Here is an 18,127-nt window from a genome sequence, read left to right on the forward strand (position 1 = left end):
ATGTCCCCATCGTCTAGAGGCCTAGGACACTGCCCTTTCACGGCGGCAACCGGGGTTCGAATCCCCGTGGGGACGCCAACTTTAAGAAGTCTTTAAAGTTGTCGTATTACACATAGCAACTGAAGCAATTCAGTTAAAGCTCTCCTTGGTAGAGTACTCGTTGCTAGCGAGAGATGACTAGACATCTATTAACCAAAATCTGTCCCCATCGTCTAGAGGCCTAGGACACTGCCCTTTCACGGCGGCAACCGGGGTTCGAATCCCCGTGGGGACGCCATCTTAAAGAAAGCCTGCACATTGTTGCAGGCTTTTTGCTATGAGGAGAATTAACATGTACGAAGAAGAATTTGAATACGATGGCCCAAGCAAAAGCCAATTGAAAAGAGAAGCGGAAGCTAAGCAGGATTTTGGTGAATCTTTGATGGCGCTCTCTGAAAGTGATTTAGATCTTTTAGATTTACCAGGCACTTTAGTAGAGGCCGTGTTGCTTGCCAAAACCATTCGTCATGGCGGCGGCTTAAAGCGTCAAAAGCAATTGATTGGTAAACTCATGCGTCAATTAGATGATGAGGATTACGAATTGGTGGTGCGCCGTTTAGATGCCATGCAAGCGGGCAGTGAGCGTCAAAAGGGCATCGAGAAATGGGTGGAAAATAAAGTTGAGCGATTATTGAACAATGATCCTGCGGTGCACGATGAGATTGTTGAGCAATTAGGCGAGATTGATTTCCAACACATGCGCCAATTGGTGAGAAATTCCTTATCCGAGATCAAGAAAGGTGGGAAATCTCGCAGCCGAACATTACTATTTCGCTATTTACGTGATAAATTTGCTCAAAACCCGTAGTGAAAGTTTTATTTAACGATATAATAACGCATTACACATGTTTTTCTGCAAATGGGATAATGGAATATAAAAATGGCGGATAATTTTAAGATTATGGTGGTCGATGACAGTAGCACTGTGCGTAAAACGGCAGAGTTGATTTTAAGCAAAGAGGGCTTTGAAGTCATCTCTGAAGTCGATGGCTTCAGTGCATTGTCAGGATTAGAAGAGGCACGTCCTAATTTGATTTTTATGGATGTGATGATGCCGAATCTCGATGGCTATGACACTTGCCAAATCATTAAAGGTTCGCCTTCTGAGATCTCTAAAACCCCTGTCATTATGCTCACGAGTAAAGATGGTGCATTTGATAAGGCGCGTGGGCAATTAGCGGGCTGTGATGCGTTCATTACAAAACCCTTTACCCGTGATGATTTAATTAAAGTGATAGAAAAATATAAATAATTAAAGGATCATGACTGTGAGTGAAGTGATGGCGGATGTGAGCGCGGCAAAGACGATCACCACCACACCATATGAGAAACAGCGCAAGCAATTGACCATTGCATTTTTCATTTGCGGCCTCTTTTTGGTGGGTTTGATTGTGTTTGCTTTTATGCGGTTACCAAAATATGAGAGCAACCAAGATGTGGCGCATTTATCCACCGTGTATGATGCCGTACGGGACATTGATCATTATATTGATATCCAAGCCCAAGGTGGGCACATTGAGGAAGCGTTTTTAAAAGCGCGCATGCAAACCATCTCAGAAAATCTGCAAAAGGTTGAAGGGATTGATGCCAACAATGTGCTGAACATTTGGCAAAACTTTCAGCAGCAATTGGCAGAACAAAACAATGCGTTAAACGTTGTCAATAATGCCATTCGCTTAAAGCAGCGGGCGGATGCGGCCAGTCAATCCTTATATCAAGATTTAAGTGGCGTATCGAGTCAGCTGTCTGATGCGCGCTCCGTGAGTTTAGAAACCATTCGCTACATTGATCAATTGGCCAATGCGGTGGTGCGTTTACATGCGAATTTAACGCGCGTCATCAATAGCCAAGCGAAAGTGGACATTCAAACCATCTCAGAATTGACAGACAGCTTATCTGTGGTGCAAAAGGGCTTAAATGTCTTGATGATGGGCTCACCACAAGAGGGCGTACAAAGCATTCGCGGCTCGTTAGAAGAAGAGAGCATTTTAGAGGCGCAATTTGTGTTCAATCAATTGGCACGCGATGTGTCCAGCCTCATTAAAGATGCCAGAGGCTTAGTGCTCCTCAATCAAATGCGCACCAAATTACAAGATGAAAAAGACACCATTCAGCGCCTATTGCAAACCACGATCGACACCGCTTATGAAGGTCAGCAAGCCTACATTCAATCGATGAATCAATATGTGCGTTTAATTTCACTGATTGTTGCCGGTGGGATTGTGCTCTTTTTCTTGATTTTTGCTTTCTTATTCTTGCGCTTAAATCGTGCGCGCTTATCCATTTTGTTTGAAAAAGATGTGAAAGATCAGCGCATTGTGCAGGTGATGGCGGTGGTCGATCACTTTGTGACATTGCGTGAGCGCTTGATGACGCAGTTAGATTTAGTCGCTTCATTGAACAATGAGAGTGATCGCATTTTAGCGAAAGGGCGCGAGGTGCGAGAGTCTTCACACAGCATCAGCGACATCATCAAAGAGATGCAAAACACTTATGATTATCTTGAACAAGCCTTTTCCCACGATTTGTCCCTCGTGAAAAAAGGTGGTGATGAGCACTTAGAGACACTACGTTCAACCTTAAAAAAACAGCTCGCGTATTTTACGGAGCGTAAAGATAAAATTGCGGATGTCAAACAGACCGCATGGATGATAGAAGCGTTCTTCTCAAGCGTTGTGAGCAATACCAATGATTCTGTGGTGGCGTATCGCGAAGTGGAACAAGAATTGATGTTGATCATATCTGAGATTGATCAGTTAAATAGAGGATTGAAGGAAGAGGCATGACACAGACCATTGAACTAACTGATGCAGACGTTGTGGATGAATTAAAAGTTGCCGCTGAGTTATTGCGTGACACCCTTGAAACATTATTAGAAGATTCTGAGGATGAAGCGGAAGAAAAAGCCACGATTGCCAGTGCATTAGAAGAGATCGCCGGGATATTTACCGTATTGTCTTGGAATCATGCCGCGCAATACACCACGCAAGCGGGTAAACATGTGGCAGCATTGTCTGCCTTTGGGGAAGGGGATGCAGAAGATTTTGTGCTCCGTTACTGTTTGTTGTTAGAGCAGAGCATTGATATTTTCACAGACCTTGGGCGCATGCAAGAAAGTGATGTGGTGGAAGGCTTTGATGCGGGTGCAGAGGCTAATGAAGAGCTCAATTTAACCCTCATTAAAATGCTGCGTACATTGTATCAAAAGCAATTATTGCAGCTCATTCGCACAAATTCGATGGAAGGCCCTTTGAATGCTTTAAATGCGTTGAGTCGTGACATTTCTGCCTCATTGCCTGAAGTCAATGGCCGTGATTGGTCGCTTCTGTCTTTTTATTTACAAGCACTGTTGAATCACGAGCGCCCGTTGAGTGTAGAAACGCACCGTTTATTGGCGCAATTAGATGGACGCTTGGCGCAATTGCTCGATCATCAAGCCATTGAGCCAGATGTGAGTGAAGCGTTATTGTCCACAGTACGCACGCTGACAGAAGGTGAAAACTTCATTGAAAAGAGTATTTTAGTACAAAATGTCTACAGCATTTCACCAGCGGTTTATAAGCGTTTTGGGCAAGCCTTGAAAGATGATTTGATCAAAATTCATGAGCAATTAGAGCGTGTTTATTTAGATCAAGCGCAGCGCATACGCTTAGAAGAATTCATGCCATTTTTGCATAAACTCATTAAAGTACTGGATTTTATGGGTTTAAAGCGCCTATCTGTATTGACGACAGATTTGGTTAATGCCATGGAGCGCCTCATCGCTGAACCGATGGAAAGCAATGAATTTAACGAGCTTGTGAGCCAATATTGGGTGCTTGAAAGCTATTTAGCAGACCTTTGGGGCACACGTGAGCAACCGGTGCCATTATCATACAATGAAACGCAAAATTGGGCATACATCAATGCAAAACATCGAGCCTTGAAGTTATTTGTGGCACAATATGGTCAATTGCGTGATGCGATTGCGAAAAGTAAAGATGCGGCGAAATTGGCCGAGTTTCAAAAAGTGCTTTATGATTTGGTCAAAGCCGAAGGCATGCTTTCGATTGTGCACAGTTTAACGCGTTATTTTAACGATGATTTTATGCTCCGTCAGTTGTCACAAGAGGCGCTCGGTGAAGTGGCACTTGCGGTTGAATACATCAGCAACATGCATTTAGAGAATCGTGAAGTCTCTGCGCAAGTGATTGAAGGGGCAAAAGGCCATTTACAGCGTCATCAAGCATTGACACGTGCTTTGAACCAATATTCTGATGTGGATGTTGAGATGATCATGGCGTGCAAAGAGGATTTTGATGCTTTGGTGTCAGAATTCAGTGAGGCCATTGATGTGATGCCGATGGATGCGCGCAATTATGAAGGCCTCATTCGCATTGCACATACTTTACGTGGTAATGCAGCCTTGATGAAGCTGACAGAGGCTGAACATGCTGCCGCGGCGTTAGAGCGAGCGATGACGCGCAGCAGTGCGAGTGATGCCGCAGCCATCTGTGAATATCGCTTACAGTTTTTACACATTATTGAGTTGTTCAATCAATTTTTACAGCCATATCAATAGGAGTTGCCATGCCTGAGATGATCAAGTTACAAGATGTGTCCCTCTCCTTTGGGAAACGTGTCATTTTTGATGGCATGACGCTTTCGATCCCGAAAGGAAAGATCACAGCCGTGATGGGTCCATCAGGCACGGGGAAAACCACGCTGCTTAAATTGATGACCAAACAAGTGGTGCCACAATCGGGCACCATTATGGCGATGGGCAAAGATTTGTCCACGTTGTCGCGCTCAGAGCTGTATGAAATGCGTAAACAGATGGGATTATTGTTCCAAAGTGGCGCGCTGTTTACAGACATGACGGTGTATGACAATGTTGCCTTTGCCTTAAGAGAGCACACCAAACTCTCTGAAGAACTCATTAACACATTGGTGTTATTAAAATTAGAAGCGGTGGGGCTTCGCGCATTGAAGGATGCAAAGCCCTCATCATTATCCGGTGGACAAGCGCGCCGTGTGGCATTAGCGCGTGCGATTGCGTTAGATCCACAATTGTTACTTTATGATGAGCCTTTTACTGGGCAAGATCCCATTTCGATGGGGGTTTTGATGCGTTTGATCAAAGATCTCAATGACGCCCTTGATTTAACGAGCATCATTGTTTCCCATGATGTCGATGAAGTGCTCAGCATTGCCGATTATGTCTACATCATCAGTGGTGGGCATGTGATTGCGCATGGCACAGCCGATGAAATTCGCTCTGATGAGAATGTGCAGGTGCGTCAATTCATCGATGGTTTAGCTGATGGCCCGATGCCATTTAATCTGCCCACTGTACCGTTGAAGGATGAGTTATTGTCATGAAATTGATTGAAACGATCGGGCAAAAGACCATTGATTGCGTCAATGCCCTTGGGGAAAGCGTGGTGTTTTTCTTTGCTGTGATGCGCCACAGCGGTTATCTATTCCAAAAACCAGGATTATTTGCGCGCCAAGTGTATCAATTGGGCATCTTGTCGTTGCCCATTATTTTATTGAGCGGCATGTTCATTGGCATGGTGCTTGCGTTTCAAGGCTATGTCAATTTAGTGCGCTTTGGGGCAGAGGCGTCTGTGGGCACTGTCACAGCATTGGCGCTCTTTCGTGAGTTGGCCTCTGTATTTACAGCACTGCTTTATACGGGGCGCGCGTGTTCATCACTCACTGCCGAAATTGGTTTGATGCGTGCCACAGAGCAGTGGTCAAGCTATGAGATGATGGCAGTGGACCCTTATCGCTATATTTTATTACCCCGCTTAATGGCGGGCATCATTGTGGTGCCGATTTTAACGATTTTCTTTTCAGATGTGGGCATTTTAGGCAGTTACTACATTGCCGTTGAGGTCTTAGGGCTCGATGGCGGTGGTTACTGGTCACAAATGCAGTCATCTGTCATCTTTTATGATGATATTTTCAACGGTGTCATCATTAAAAGTGTTGTGTTTGGCTTAATTTGTAACTTAGTGGCACTGCGTGAAGGTTTGCGCGGACATGCCACATCAAGTGGTGTGGCCAACTCAACAACAGCGACGGTGGTCAAAGCATCATTGCTCGTATTAGCGGCAGACTTTATTTTGACAGCACTTTTGTTCAGATGATGTTGATGCCGTGGTTTGACGTTCGTTATTCACTATTCTAATCAATAAGGTAACTCATGAAGATGATCAAAAGCATGTGGGCATCCGCCTTTTTGCTGATGGCGCTTCTCTGTTCGCTCGCCGCTGCGAATGTGGACAAAGATGATGCCGCAACAGAAGATATTTTCTTGTATAAAGCCATTCCGGGCGACAGCCTATGGAACATTGCCCAGCGCCATCTGCACAGCATTAAACTCTGGACAGAACTTAAAAAAATCAACCATTTAACCAATGATGACTACATTGAACCGGGAACGCTCATTAAAGTGCCGCGCGCTTGGTTGAAAACGAATCAATCAACAGCCACGCTCGTCAATGCGATTGGCAGTGTCACCATCATCAATGACAATGAGCAAACATTGCAATATGGCCAAGATTTTACAGATAAAGACAGCCTAATTTTAACCACAGGCGATAAGATCATCACAGGTGATGATGGATTGGCCACCATTTTATTTAAGGATGGTTCGCGCCTATTGCTGCAAAGCAATAGTGAATTGGTGTTGAAAGATTTGATCGCCTTAGGCGATGGTTCATTGAGTGACATTAAATTAGAGCTGGAAAAAGGGCGTTTAGAGAATCGCGTTTATTCCAGCCCAATTTCTAACACCAACTATGAAGTGAAAACAGCCTCTGCCATGACATCTGTACGCGGCACAGTGTTTCGCATGGGATTAGAAAAAGATGACAACAGCGTGACGGAAGTGGTGACCGGTAAAGTTGTGGCAAAAAGTGCCGAAGAGGCAGCACAAGGCGCTGAACTCACAGCCGGTGAAGCCATCATCATCACAAAAGAGGGCGATGCCAAGAAAGTTGTGATGTTGCCGCCGCCTGAGTTTAAATCATTCCCACAATTGATTGAAGCTGTGCCGATTCGCATTGATGTGCCAAAGGCTGACAATGTCATGGGTTATGCCACAAAAGTGGTGCCTGTTGGGGAAGATGAGCAAGATGCTGTGTCAAGCTTGCGCTCACAAGGTGATGTGCTGTTAGGCGGTGATCTGCCCGATGGCCGTTATCGCATGATCGTCAGTGCCATTGATGACAATGGCGTCACAGGGCAGCCTGCGAGCTATGAATTCATTTTAAATGCGCGTCCATTTGCTCCAAATCTCACAACGCCTGATAATCATGCCAAAGCGTTATTGAAAGATTTAACCTTTGCATGGCAAAAAGTGAACGATGAAGCAAAAACATATTATCTACAAGTGGCGCGTGATGCGGATTTCCGTGAAGTCATCATTGATGCAGACAATTTAAGTGCGCCTGAATATCAGCCTAAGGATTTATTATCAGGCGTTTATTATTGGCGTGTGGCATCGATTGCGGACAATGGCAAACGTGGTCCATTTTCAAGTGTGATGGATACACGCGTGTTGCTTGAAGATCCGAATTTAGATCGTGCCCATGTGAAAACAGCGAATGTGATGCTTGAATGGGCGCCATTAGAGCAGGGCACACAATATTTGATTCAAGTGTCCAATGATCCAAGCTTTAAGCAAGTGTTACTTGAGCACTCATTGCCAGAAACAGAGCTCTTTATTGAGGATCTCGTGCCGGGGACTTATTATTTTCGCATTCAATCCACAGCATTTGATGGTTATGTGAGTGAATGGGGTTTGCCGCAATCTTTTGAGGTGTTAAATATCCCAAGCATTTCCGCAAAGCTGACGCCATAAATTATGGATAAGAAAAAACCCTGATTCATCAGGGTTTTTTTATGGGGATTATTCAGTCACCACAGGGATTTTACCGATTTTTGCTTGCCATTTAACAGGCTCAGTTTTATGCACGGATTGACCTTTGCTATCAACTGCAACAGTCACAGGCATATTTTCCACGGTGAATTCATAAATGGCTTCCATGCCCAAATCTTCAAAGGCTAAGACTTTAGAGGCTTTGATGGCTTTAGACACAAGATAAGCCGCGCCACCCACTGCCATTAAGTAGGCTGCATTGTTATCTTTGATGGCATCAATGGCGATTTGACCGCGTTCAGCTTTACCGATCATGCCAATTAAGCCCGTTTGCTCTAGGATTTGGCGGGTGAATTTATCCATACGCGTTGCCGTTGTTGGGCCCGCAGGTCCCACCACTTCATCATGAATCGGATCCACAGGACCCACGTAATAGATCAAGCGATTGGTGAAATCAACCGGTAATGGTTCGCCTTTGTTGAGCATTTCCACCAAGCGCTTATGGGCAGCATCGCGACCTGTTAAGATTTTACCGGTGAGCAATAAAGTTTCGCCCGGTTGCCATGTGGCCATCTCTTCTTTGGTCAAGGTGTCTAAATTCACCTGACGACCGCCGCTGCCTGTATTGGTGATTTCTGGCCAAATGTCCAAGTTTGGTGGTGTCAATACCGCAGGGCCTGTGCCATCTAATGTAAAGTGCGCATGACGAGTGGCCGCGCAGTTTGGAATGATGGCAACGGGTAAGTTGGCTGCATGGGTTGGGCATTCCATGATTTTAACATCTAATACGGTGGTTAAACCGCCTAAACCTTGTGCGCCGATGCCAAGGGCATTGACTTTGTCATAGAGCTCTAAACGAATCTCTTCCGAGCGATTTTGTGGGCCTCTGGCCATCAACTCTTGAATGTCGATCGGCTGCATGAGGGATTTTTTGGCCATGAGCATTGCTTCTTCAGCCGTACCGCCCACGCCAATCCCTAAAATGCCTGGAGGACACCAGCCTGCGCCCATTTCTGGTACTTTTTGTAGCACCCAATCCACCACAGAATCAGAAGGGTTGAGCATCGCAAATTTAGTCTTAGCTTCACTACCGCCACCTTTTGCGGCCACATGAATGTCTAATCGATCACCAGGCACGATGTCATAATGGATCACCGCAGGTGTATTGTCTTTAGTGTTGATGCGTTTGCCCATCGGGTCAGCCAGGACGGAGGCACGCAAAATATTGTCAGGATCCGTATAGGCTTTCGCTACGCCTTCATTGATGGCTTGTGTGACATCAAAGCCATCTTCAAAACGTACGTTGGTGCCGATTTCTACAAACACAGTCACGATGCCAGTATCTTGGCAAATCGGGCGGCGACCTTCCGCGCACATGCGTGAATTGATGAGGATTTGCGCCATTGCATCTTTAGCCGCTTGAGATTCTTCACGCTCATAGGCAGCCGTTAAATTTTTAATGTAATCTTCAGGGTGATAATAAGAGATGAACTGCAAGCTATCATGAATAGATTGCACGAGATCATCACGTTTAATAATAGTCACGTTACGCTCCTTTGTGAATGATTTTGGTGGTGGACAAGCCGCAAAATCATACCACAAAAGCGCAACATTTATCACTGCTTAAGCATGGAAAGGACTGCGATTGAGGGTTTTAAAAGGTAAAACTTGCCAGCCTTCTAGATTTGCTAAATCCATCAATTGTGCCATTTGTGATTCTGTGGGCACATCGATGTAAATACAGGCGCCTGTACCTGTAATTTTTGGCATCACACCAATGTTCGTCAATTGTGTGAGATAGCGCCCCATTTGAGGATAGAGTGCAACAATGGCAGAGGTGCAATCATTGAGATAAGGTTGATCTGGTGATTGTGGCAACATCGGATGGTTGCGCGCTAAATGCTCTGATTGAAACACTTTTTGCGTGCTGATGGCAATCGGTGGCACGATGAGATATTGCGCGCTTTCCTCTGGCATCATCGGTATGAATTGATCGCCAATGCCTTCTGCCCATGCGCTTTGTCCATAGATGAAGATTGGCACATCTGCCCCAAGTGTGCGCCCTAAGGCTTGCAACGTTTCAGAAGAGTAATGCAAGCCATACAGTTCATTGATGGCCATCAACGCCGTTGCGGCATTTGAGCTGCCACCGCCTAAGCCTGCACCCATCGGAATGTGTTTATCTAAAGTAATGGTCACGCCTGTGGTGCGCCCACTTTTCGCTTGTAATAAGCGAATGGCTTTAACGATCAGATCATTGCCTTCATGAATGAATTCATTGTGATAATCCGCCACAATCTGATCATCCGTCCGGAGTTCAAAACCTAAAGTGTCCGTCAAAGAGATGAATTGAAAGATCGTTTGGAGGTAATGATAACCATTGTCCTCTTGGCGGACGATGCGCAAAAAGCGATTGATCTTCGCGGGGGCAGGGTAATAATGCATCATCAGTACAACCAGTGCTCCACTAAGAGGCGTAAACGCACATTGTCACGGGTGAGCTCGATGGTTTTTGGAATGTCACGCTGTTTGTAATGACCCCATTTTTTATATTCCACATGCCAGCCATCTTCATCAAAGGATTCAATGCGGTTTTGTGCATCGCGTTTAACGAGGGTAGAAGCCGCACCGGGTTCGCCCACGATCCAACTCGTCATCCCAGAAATTGGCCAATCAAAGCCTGTGATCTCACTAAAGAGCACATCTGGAGATTCGCTTTTATAGGTTTGATCATCGGTTTTAAGGGTGCTTTCGGTGGGCGTTACCACCAAATCAATTCTGCCGCTGCCAAGCGGACCTTGGATGATCACTTTTAAATTTTCAGGGGAAATTTGCTGCCAATTAAAGCTTGCTTGTCCACTGTTGTTTGGTGCTTTTAAAGCCGCGCGACCGATGGCGGTATAACTTTCAAGCGGTTGATTTGGGTCAGGAATGTGTGTGGCACAGCCTGTAATGATGAGCATTGCAGCCGCGGCAAGCCCTAAACGTTTGATGGACATAGTGGAGTTCTCAAGTTAAAAATTGTGAAAACTGTAACAAGGATTGCCTAAATTGTAAACGGACAATGAAAAACACCCGCACTGAATGCGGGTGTAGAGGGTGTAACTTTAGTGGTTATTCAACATTGTGTTGGCGATCAATGAAGGCTTGTGGGTATTTTCTAAAGCCTTTAGTGACGAATGCCAAATAAATGATACCAATGCTGCCCCAAACCAAACCAATTTGTAATGCCATGGCTTCTAAGTTGTACCATAAATAACCGATACAAAGCATACCAAGGAACGGTAAGAACAAATAATGGAAAGTGTTGCGGAATCCTGATTTTTGATTGTCTCTGAAGTAGTATTGCGCGATTACACAGACGTTCACAATGAAGAATGCCGTCAATGCACCAAAGTTCACTAAGTGAAGGGCAAAGTCTAAATCAAAGAAACCTGCGCTCAACGATACAATCCCAACGATTAAAATATTAATGGAAGGTGTTTTGTATTTAGGATTGATGTAACCGAATGTTTTTTTCGGGAATACGCCATCGCGACCCATCACATACATCATGCGAGATACGCCTGTATGTGCCGCTAAACCTGAGGCAAATACTGCAAAAATCGCTAACCACAATCCGATGGATTGGAAGAATGTTGCGGCTAAGAACTTGCCTAAAGAGCGTTCTGCGGCATACAACAAGACTTCTGGCTGGCTCTCTTCAGGGTTCACAAATGTATAACCTTCAAAGAAAAGCTGCATAAAGTAAGTGATGAAAATGAAGATGATCCCGCCAATTAAAGTGGTTAAGAAGATCGCTTTCGGTACAGCTTTAGCGGCATCTTTGGCCTCTTCAGATAAGGAACTTAAACCATCAAATCCTAAGAACGAGAAACACAAGATTGCAGAACCGGCCGCCACTGCACTGATGGACATCTCAGGGCTGATGAATGGTTTTGCGCTCACGAGTGTCGCTGCGCCCACTTGATCAAAGTATAAACCTTTCACCACGAGCACAAGGAAAATCAACATCAATAACAATTGGAAGAATACAATGATGCTGTTAAAGCTTGCGACCATTTCAATACCACGGTAATTGATATAAGTCATCATCGCTGCTAACGGCACAACGTACCACCAAATGCTGATTTCGGCACTAAATTGCGTTTTTAAATAGATGGTTGCAAGGAGGATGTTGATCATCGGATTGAATAGGTAATCCAATAATGTACACCAACCGATCACAAAGCCCACATTAGGATTAATGGATTTTTGTGCGTAAGTATAAGCAGAACCTGCCGATGGAAAGCGTCGAACCATTTTCCCATAGCTCAAAGCTGTGAACATCATCGCAACGAGGGTCACAATATAAGCTGTTGGAACATGTCCGCCCGTACCATCACTCACAATGCCGAACGTATCGAACACCGTCATAGGCTGCATATAAGCTAAACCGATCATAACAAGTTGCCAGAGGACTAAAGTTTTCTGCAAGCTTGCTGAACCGTTATTGGTAACGTTAGGAGATAACGTTTGGTTGTTTGTTAACATAAGTTTATTTCCCCCAGCCGTTTAATGGCATGTTGAAAGAGAGATAAATATGCGCGTTAATTCAAAAGAATTATTGCCCCCTTGTGATCGAGCAAAATACCCAATATTAAATTTTGCTCTAAAAAAAATTCCTCATAAGGATATGAGGAATCAGGGGATTTTACATTATTTTTTGCGTTTGGCTACATTTTTTTGCCCAAAAGTGCTGCTTTTTTTCTAAACCCATCATTTATAAGACATTATCTGACAAATTAGCATCTGCCATTGTTGCAAGAGAGTCCCCACACTCAATAAACGGGGATGATGGCAACAATAAGAAAGTTAAGTGTACATTTGCGGTGCGATTAAATGGGTAATCTTGTGGATCACCAAACGCATAAAAATGATCATCACTCATGGCAAGGGCATTGAGGGTTTCTGTTTTTTGCTCATCGAGCACATCAGTGGTTGAGAACCGGTCAAGAATAGAGAAATGAGTATAAAAAAAGGCCCGAAGGCCCTTTATGTCAGATCACCTTATGCCGGTTGATCATCTAAGATTTTTTGGCTGAGTTTACGTGCCTTACGACGCATCAATGCTTTATTCCAACGCACTTTTTGCTCTTCGCTTTCAATGCAAAGGGGTGGCACTTTGGTGGATTTACCATCTTTGACGGCAACCATTGTAAAGTAACAGCTGTTGGTGTGACGTTTTTGACGGGTGGTGATGTTTTCTGCTTCAACACGCACGCCAATTTCCATCGATGAGTTGCCCACGTAGTTGACGGAGGCTTTAAAGGTCACCAATTCTTGTACATGAATGGGTTCTTTAAACAGCACATAGTCCACAGATAAGGTCACCACATATTGCCCAGCATAACGACTGGCACAGCTATAAGCCACTTGGTCTAACAGTTTTAATAAATCACCACCGTGGACATTGCCAGAGAAGTTGGCCATGTCTGGGGTCATCAATACTGTCATTTCGAGTTCACGCTCTGGCGCAAGTACAGTTGTTGTTTCGTCGCTCATTTCAATCTCTTTATCAGTTTGTAAAATACTCAATGTAAGTCAATCGCCCTGCGATGATAAACACGAGGGTGATGAAAAGTGGTTTAATGAATTTTTCGCCATAACGAATGGCGCTGCGGGCACCAATGTAGCTGCCTAACATAAATCCAACCACCATAAATGCACCCATGAACCATGCCACTTTTCCTGCCACGGCAAAGATCACAAGTGCGGCGATGTTACTCATGCTATTCATTAAGCGAGCAACACCGGATGCCACTAAAAAATCTTGGTTAAAAATACGATTATACAATACCGTCCAAAACGATCCTGTGCCTGGGCCAATGAAACCATCATAAAACCCAAGGCCAAGCCCCGAGGCAATTTGCTTAGGTTGAGAGACGGCGCCGTCTTCCGATTGTGCCTGTTTTCTTGATTTAGGGATCAGCATGTAAATGCCCACCGCAATCAATAGCGGCGGAATCATCTTTTTGATGAAGCTCGGGTCTAAACTTAACAGCAATAAAGCGCCTGTAAAACTCCCAATTAAAGTCATCAATGCGCACCAAATCCACTCTTTAGGGCGGATCACTTTGCGCTTAATGTATTCCCAAGCGGCCAGGGACGTGCCAAAAACGCCCATGTATTTACCCATGGAGAGCGCCACATGTGGCGGCGCGCCAATGCTGAGCATTAAGGGTGCGGTGATTAAACCGCCGCCCCCTGCGATGGAATCCACAAAGCCTGCTAAAATGGCTGCGGCAAATAAAATCACAAACAGCCACAGGCTCGGATCGTAATAGTTCATGGTTACTCCAATGTGGAGCAGTATTGATCCATGCTCGGTCTTGCAAAAGTTTTTGGCTCTTTATCCGCATAGCCGTACCACAGCATGCCAACGATCTCTTCTTTGTCGGCATCCACACCACAAATCTCATACCATTTTTCGGTTTCAAAGAGGGAAGCTGTGGACCATTTTGAGCCAATGCCACGCTCATCAAGAGCCAGCATTAAAATGTACATGGTAATTGAAATTGTGGCGTAATCTTCTTTCGTGACTTTTGGTTCAGCGCCACGTTTTTGCGTCACCAATAACCAACCGGGAATGTTTGACCATTTTTGGATCTTTTGATCCGCCGTTTCTTTAGATTTCACCGCAAACGAATCATAGGCATATTGCAACAGCGCACTGCGCACATCGCCTTTGACCTTATAAAAATGGTACGGGAATGTCAGATGATGATTCGGTGCATGCACCACTAAGCGCAGCGCCTCATCAATGATGGATTCATCCACCGCCACAGGTTTGTAGTGATGAATGGTGCGACGTTTTGTGACAATCTCTTGAATACTCATAGTGATCTGCTCAACTGTTCCGCAAGGTTTTTAGAGAGTGAATCAGACAAATGGCTGTTCACTAGCGAATGCACATCATTCTTATCTGCTTTCGGTAAAAAATCAAGTTGTGAGAATGGCGTGGCTAAACGTGCGGCCACTTGTGGATTGATTTTATCGATCATCACAATGTTCTCAAGCAACCATGGATAGAATACGCTAGGTTGCTGATAGAGCGCCACTTTATTTTGCCCAAAGGCAGAAAAGAGCGAGCGCGCGCGGTTCGGATTGTGCATGTTAAAGGCTGGATGCGCGCGCAATAAATTGAGCTGATCTAACGTAATGTATGGGCTGCTCGCTTGCAATGAGAACCATTTGTCCACTACCGATGGATAATGTTTAAACTGCTCTAAAAAGAGATTCAGCAAAGTTTCTTTGGTACTGTGATTATTCATAACTGCGGCACGAAGGGCAGCCATGCGATCAGTCATGTTTGTGGCTGCTTCATATTGGCGCGTGACCGTCAATTCATGATTGGGCAATTTTGCTAAATACGCCAATACGCAGTTTTTAAGATCACGCGCGGCGGTATTGCCAATGGCCATGTCTTCATAAATGGCAAGCCACTCTTTTTCGTAGCGTTTTGCGGCATGAGTCATCACCGCTTCAAGATCCGTCCAGATTTTATGAAGATTCTTTTCACGGCTCGTGCGCTGAATGAATTCAGCATGCGGCGGCGTTAAGAAAAGGGCATAAAAATTTGGTGCCGTTTTACACAGCGTCAATAAATGCTCAAGCGGATCACTGAAGCGCTGTTGTTTTTCTTCCAGCGTCAAATCAGGATTGCCAATGATGCTGGCAATGTAGCGTTGCGCGGCTTCCCAACGGGCAAAGTCATCCGTATCATAATAGGCAATTGTCAATAATTCATCAGTGCTGTAATCATAATTTAACAGTACAGGTGCTGAAAAATCACGCAGTAAAGAGAGCGCGGCTGTTTGATCTTCGCAAGGAATGAAGCATTCATCTTCCCAAGTCTTTAATATGAAAAGATCTTCATGCAACATTTCGCCCTCTTTGCTGATGAGGGCAAAGTTAATGGGAATGAGCTGTGGTTTGAGGTTTTCACCTTCTGCACTTAAATATTGCTTAAACTGCAAGGTGATGCCATGATCATTCACGGTTTTGGTCACGTGCAGCTGCGGCGTGCCAGCTTGACTGTACCAATGCTCTAAACCTGAAAGGTCTGCACTGTTTGCCTCTGCCATTGATTGCAAAAAGTCATCACACGTGGCAGCGGTGCCATCAAAACGATCTAAATAGTGGTTAAGCCCACGTTTAAAGCCCTCTTGACCGAGCAAGGTTTGATATAAACGCACCACTTCAGCGCCTTTTTCATAAACCGTTGTGGTGTAAAAATTACGCATTTCCACATAGCTTTCTGGGCGAATCGGGTGTTTTAATGGGCCGGCATCTTCTGGGAATTGATAGTTTCTGAGCATTTTGACATCATCAATGCGCTTTAAGCCACGATGACGCAAATCCGCTGTGAACTCTTGATCACGGAACACCGTTAAACCCTCTTTTAAAGAGAGCTGAAACCAATCGCGACACGTGACGCGGTTACCTGTCCAATTGTGGAAATATTCATGCCCAATGATGGATTCGATGGTCTCAAAATCTGCATCGGTGGCGATTTCTGAATTTGCGAGCACATATTTGGCATTGAAAATATTGAGCCCTTTATTTTCCATCGCGCCGCCATTGAAATCATGGATGGCAACGATGTTGTATTGATCCACATCGCACACCAAATCAAAGCGTTTTTCATCCCATTCCATCGCACGTTTAAGGGCGCCAAGGGCATAATGACATTGTTCTAATTCATTGTGCGCTGCATAAATACGAAGCTGAACAGGTGTACCATTTGGGCGCATGTGTTGATCTTCAATGAAGCCTAAATCACCGGCAACCAATGCAAAGAGGTAACTCGGCTTTGGAAATGGATCGTGCCAGATCGCTTGATGCAAGCCATTGTCTAAGGTTTTCGCTTCAATCAAATTACCATTAGAGAGCAAGACGGGGCATTTTTCTTGATCCGCAATGATGGTGACGGTGTATTTCGCCATGATGTCCGGGCGATCAGGGAAATAGGTGATGTTGCGAAAGCCTTCAGGTTCGCAATCGGTACAGAAGATGCCATTTGATAGATACAATCCTTCAAGCGCAGTATTATTGGCAGGTTTTAAGCGGTTTGAAAGGGTGATCGTGATGGCATCATCCATTAAATCTGTCAGATGAATGTTGTCATCCATGATGGTGAGCTCATGAATGTTGAGCGCGGTGCCATTGATGGAGAGCGCAATGAGCTCAGAGGTCGGCGTGCCATTTAAAATCACTGTGCGCCCAGCGGTGGCAGGATTTTTTTGCAAAGTTAAAGTCGCGGTGACCAATGTATCCACCGGCTTTAATTCAAAGGTGAGGGCAACGTCACTGACGGTAAAGTCAGGGGCTTGATAATCTTGGCGCAAGACTTTTTTTAATACAGGCATAATTTTATCCTCTTAATTCAGCTAAATATCCAGTGTGTGTACAGTGCCAGAAGGCAGCTGAAGGTGGGTGATTTGGTGTTGGAAATCATTTAAATTCCCCGTGGTAAAATAATGAAAACTTGGCGTGCGTTCAGGCGCAATGTGGCAAGCTTGTAAACAGTGCTCTGCATGCTTTGCCACTGCAAAGGCAGGATTCACAAGTGTCACAGAAGGCGGCACGAGCGCCATCAGTGCTTCTTGCAAAAAGGGAAAGTGGGTGCAGCCTAAAATGAGTTGATCCACATGTGTATTGTTCAGCACGTTTAACGTCTCTTGTAATGTGCTTTGAGCCGCCATGCTTTCAGTGTCGCCTTTTTCCACTAAAGTGACCCACGGATCGGCGGCGATTTTAATGACAGAAACTTCATGGGCAAATTGATCAATGAGGCGCGTTAAACGAGGGTTTTCGATCATCGATGAGGTGGCAACAATGGCAATCTCTTTGGTGATCGATGCGCGCGCAGCAGGTTTAATGGCAGGCTCAATGCCAATGATCGGGAAATCTTGTGGCAATTGATGACGCAGTTTTTCTGCACTGATGGCGGTGGCTGTATTGCACGCGATCACAAGCATATCAATGTGATGCGTTTCCAATAAATATTCAGTCAATGTGGTGATGCGCTCATGGATGTACTCATGGGATTTTAAGCCATAAGGCAAATGAGCCGTATCTGCAATGTAGTAATAATCAGCAGGCAATGGATAATCAATGAAGGCACTCATCACAGAGAGCCCGCCAATGCCAGAATCTATAAATCCTATTTTCATG

16 protein-coding genes and 2 tRNA genes are annotated in these 18,127 nt (G+C 44.9%); 9 read left to right on the top strand and 9 right to left on the bottom strand.

The window, feature by feature from the left end:
* The first annotated feature begins 2 nt into the window (after positions 1-2).
* The 9 genes from B143_RS0109095 to B143_RS0109135 all read left to right on the top strand — a co-directional run bounded on the left by B143_RS0109095 (position 3) and on the right by B143_RS0109135 (position 7,891).
* A tRNA-Glu gene (locus B143_RS0109095) sits at positions 3-78 on the top strand.
* A gap of 123 nt (positions 79-201) precedes the next feature.
* Positions 202-277, top strand: a tRNA-Glu gene (locus tag B143_RS0109100).
* 54 nt (positions 278-331) lie between these two features.
* Entirely contained in the window at positions 332-847 is a 516-nt protein-coding gene (gene yjgA / locus B143_RS0109105) for a ribosome biogenesis factor YjgA (protein ID WP_018123029.1), read from the top strand.
* A gap of 72 nt (positions 848-919) precedes the next feature.
* Positions 920-1,291, top strand: a complete 372-nt coding sequence (locus B143_RS0109110; RefSeq protein WP_018123030.1) for a response regulator — start codon at positions 920-922, stop codon at positions 1,289-1,291.
* 10 nt (positions 1,292-1,301) lie between these two features.
* Positions 1,302-2,825: a hypothetical protein gene (locus B143_RS0109115; protein WP_018123031.1), complete on the top strand. Its 1,524-nt coding sequence runs from the start codon at positions 1,302-1,304 to the stop codon at positions 2,823-2,825.
* Positions 2,822-4,600 carry a FimL-related protein gene (locus B143_RS0109120; RefSeq protein WP_018123032.1) on the top strand — a complete coding sequence of 593 codons (1,779 nt, stop codon included), beginning with the start codon at positions 2,822-2,824 and terminating at the stop codon, positions 4,598-4,600. The genes B143_RS0109115 and B143_RS0109120 overlap by 4 nt, the downstream gene beginning before the upstream one ends.
* Before the next feature lie 8 nt (positions 4,601-4,608).
* Positions 4,609-5,400, top strand: a complete 792-nt coding sequence (locus tag B143_RS0109125) for an ABC transporter ATP-binding protein (RefSeq protein ID WP_018123033.1) — start codon at positions 4,609-4,611, stop codon at positions 5,398-5,400.
* On the top strand, positions 5,397-6,173 hold the full coding sequence (gene mlaE / locus B143_RS0109130; RefSeq protein WP_008314128.1) for a lipid asymmetry maintenance ABC transporter permease subunit MlaE: 777 nt from the start codon (positions 5,397-5,399) through the stop codon (positions 6,171-6,173). The genes B143_RS0109125 and mlaE overlap by 4 nt, the downstream gene beginning before the upstream one ends.
* 56 nt (positions 6,174-6,229) lie before the next feature.
* Positions 6,230-7,891 carry a FecR family protein gene (locus B143_RS0109135; RefSeq protein ID WP_018123034.1) on the top strand — a complete coding sequence of 554 codons (1,662 nt, stop codon included), beginning with the start codon at positions 6,230-6,232 and terminating at the stop codon, positions 7,889-7,891.
* A 48-nt stretch (positions 7,892-7,939) separates the two neighbouring features.
* On the opposite strand, the gene B143_RS0109140 is transcribed toward B143_RS0109135, so the two are convergent.
* The 9 genes from B143_RS0109140 to murI form a co-directional block, all read right to left on the bottom strand.
* Positions 7,940-9,454, bottom strand: a complete 1,515-nt coding sequence (locus B143_RS0109140; protein WP_018123035.1) for a fumarate hydratase — start codon at positions 9,452-9,454, stop codon at positions 7,940-7,942.
* Between the two features lie 78 nt (positions 9,455-9,532).
* The gene (ispE, locus tag B143_RS0109145) at positions 9,533-10,357 is read right to left on the bottom strand and encodes a 4-(cytidine 5'-diphospho)-2-C-methyl-D-erythritol kinase (protein WP_018123036.1); all 825 of its coding nucleotides are present in this window, start codon (positions 10,355-10,357) and stop codon (positions 9,533-9,535) included.
* Positions 10,357-10,908, bottom strand: a complete 552-nt coding sequence (gene lolB / locus B143_RS0109150) for a lipoprotein insertase outer membrane protein LolB (RefSeq protein ID WP_018123037.1) — start codon at positions 10,906-10,908, stop codon at positions 10,357-10,359. The genes ispE and lolB overlap by 1 nt, the downstream gene beginning before the upstream one ends.
* 115 nt (positions 10,909-11,023) lie before the next feature.
* Positions 11,024-12,442: an APC family permease gene (locus B143_RS0109155; RefSeq protein WP_008314133.1), complete on the bottom strand. Its 1,419-nt coding sequence runs from the start codon at positions 12,440-12,442 to the stop codon at positions 11,024-11,026.
* A gap of 516 nt (positions 12,443-12,958) precedes the next feature.
* A complete protein-coding gene (locus tag B143_RS0109165; RefSeq protein ID WP_008314135.1) occupies positions 12,959-13,453 on the bottom strand; it encodes an acyl-CoA thioesterase in 495 nt (164 codons plus the stop codon).
* Between the two features lie 13 nt (positions 13,454-13,466).
* Positions 13,467-14,240 carry a TSUP family transporter gene (locus B143_RS0109170; protein ID WP_008314136.1) on the bottom strand — a complete coding sequence of 258 codons (774 nt, stop codon included), beginning with the start codon at positions 14,238-14,240 and terminating at the stop codon, positions 13,467-13,469.
* A gap of 2 nt (positions 14,241-14,242) precedes the next feature.
* Complete coding sequence (locus tag B143_RS0109175) at positions 14,243-14,788, bottom strand: nitroreductase family protein (protein ID WP_018123040.1); 546 nt, start codon at positions 14,786-14,788, stop codon at positions 14,243-14,245.
* Positions 14,785-17,319, bottom strand: a complete 2,535-nt coding sequence (pepN, locus tag B143_RS0109180; protein ID WP_018123041.1) for an aminopeptidase N — start codon at positions 17,317-17,319, stop codon at positions 14,785-14,787. The genes B143_RS0109175 and pepN overlap by 4 nt, the downstream gene beginning before the upstream one ends.
* Positions 17,320-17,340: 21 nt before the next feature.
* On the bottom strand, positions 17,341-18,126 hold the full coding sequence (gene murI, locus B143_RS0109185; RefSeq protein ID WP_026165787.1) for a glutamate racemase: 786 nt from the start codon (positions 18,124-18,126) through the stop codon (positions 17,341-17,343).
* Between the last annotated feature and the right edge of the window lies 1 nt (position 18,127).

Source organism: Wohlfahrtiimonas chitiniclastica DSM 18708, from assembly GCF_000375345.1.
GTDB classification, from domain to species: Bacteria; Pseudomonadota; Gammaproteobacteria; order Cardiobacteriales; family Wohlfahrtiimonadaceae; genus Wohlfahrtiimonas; species Wohlfahrtiimonas chitiniclastica.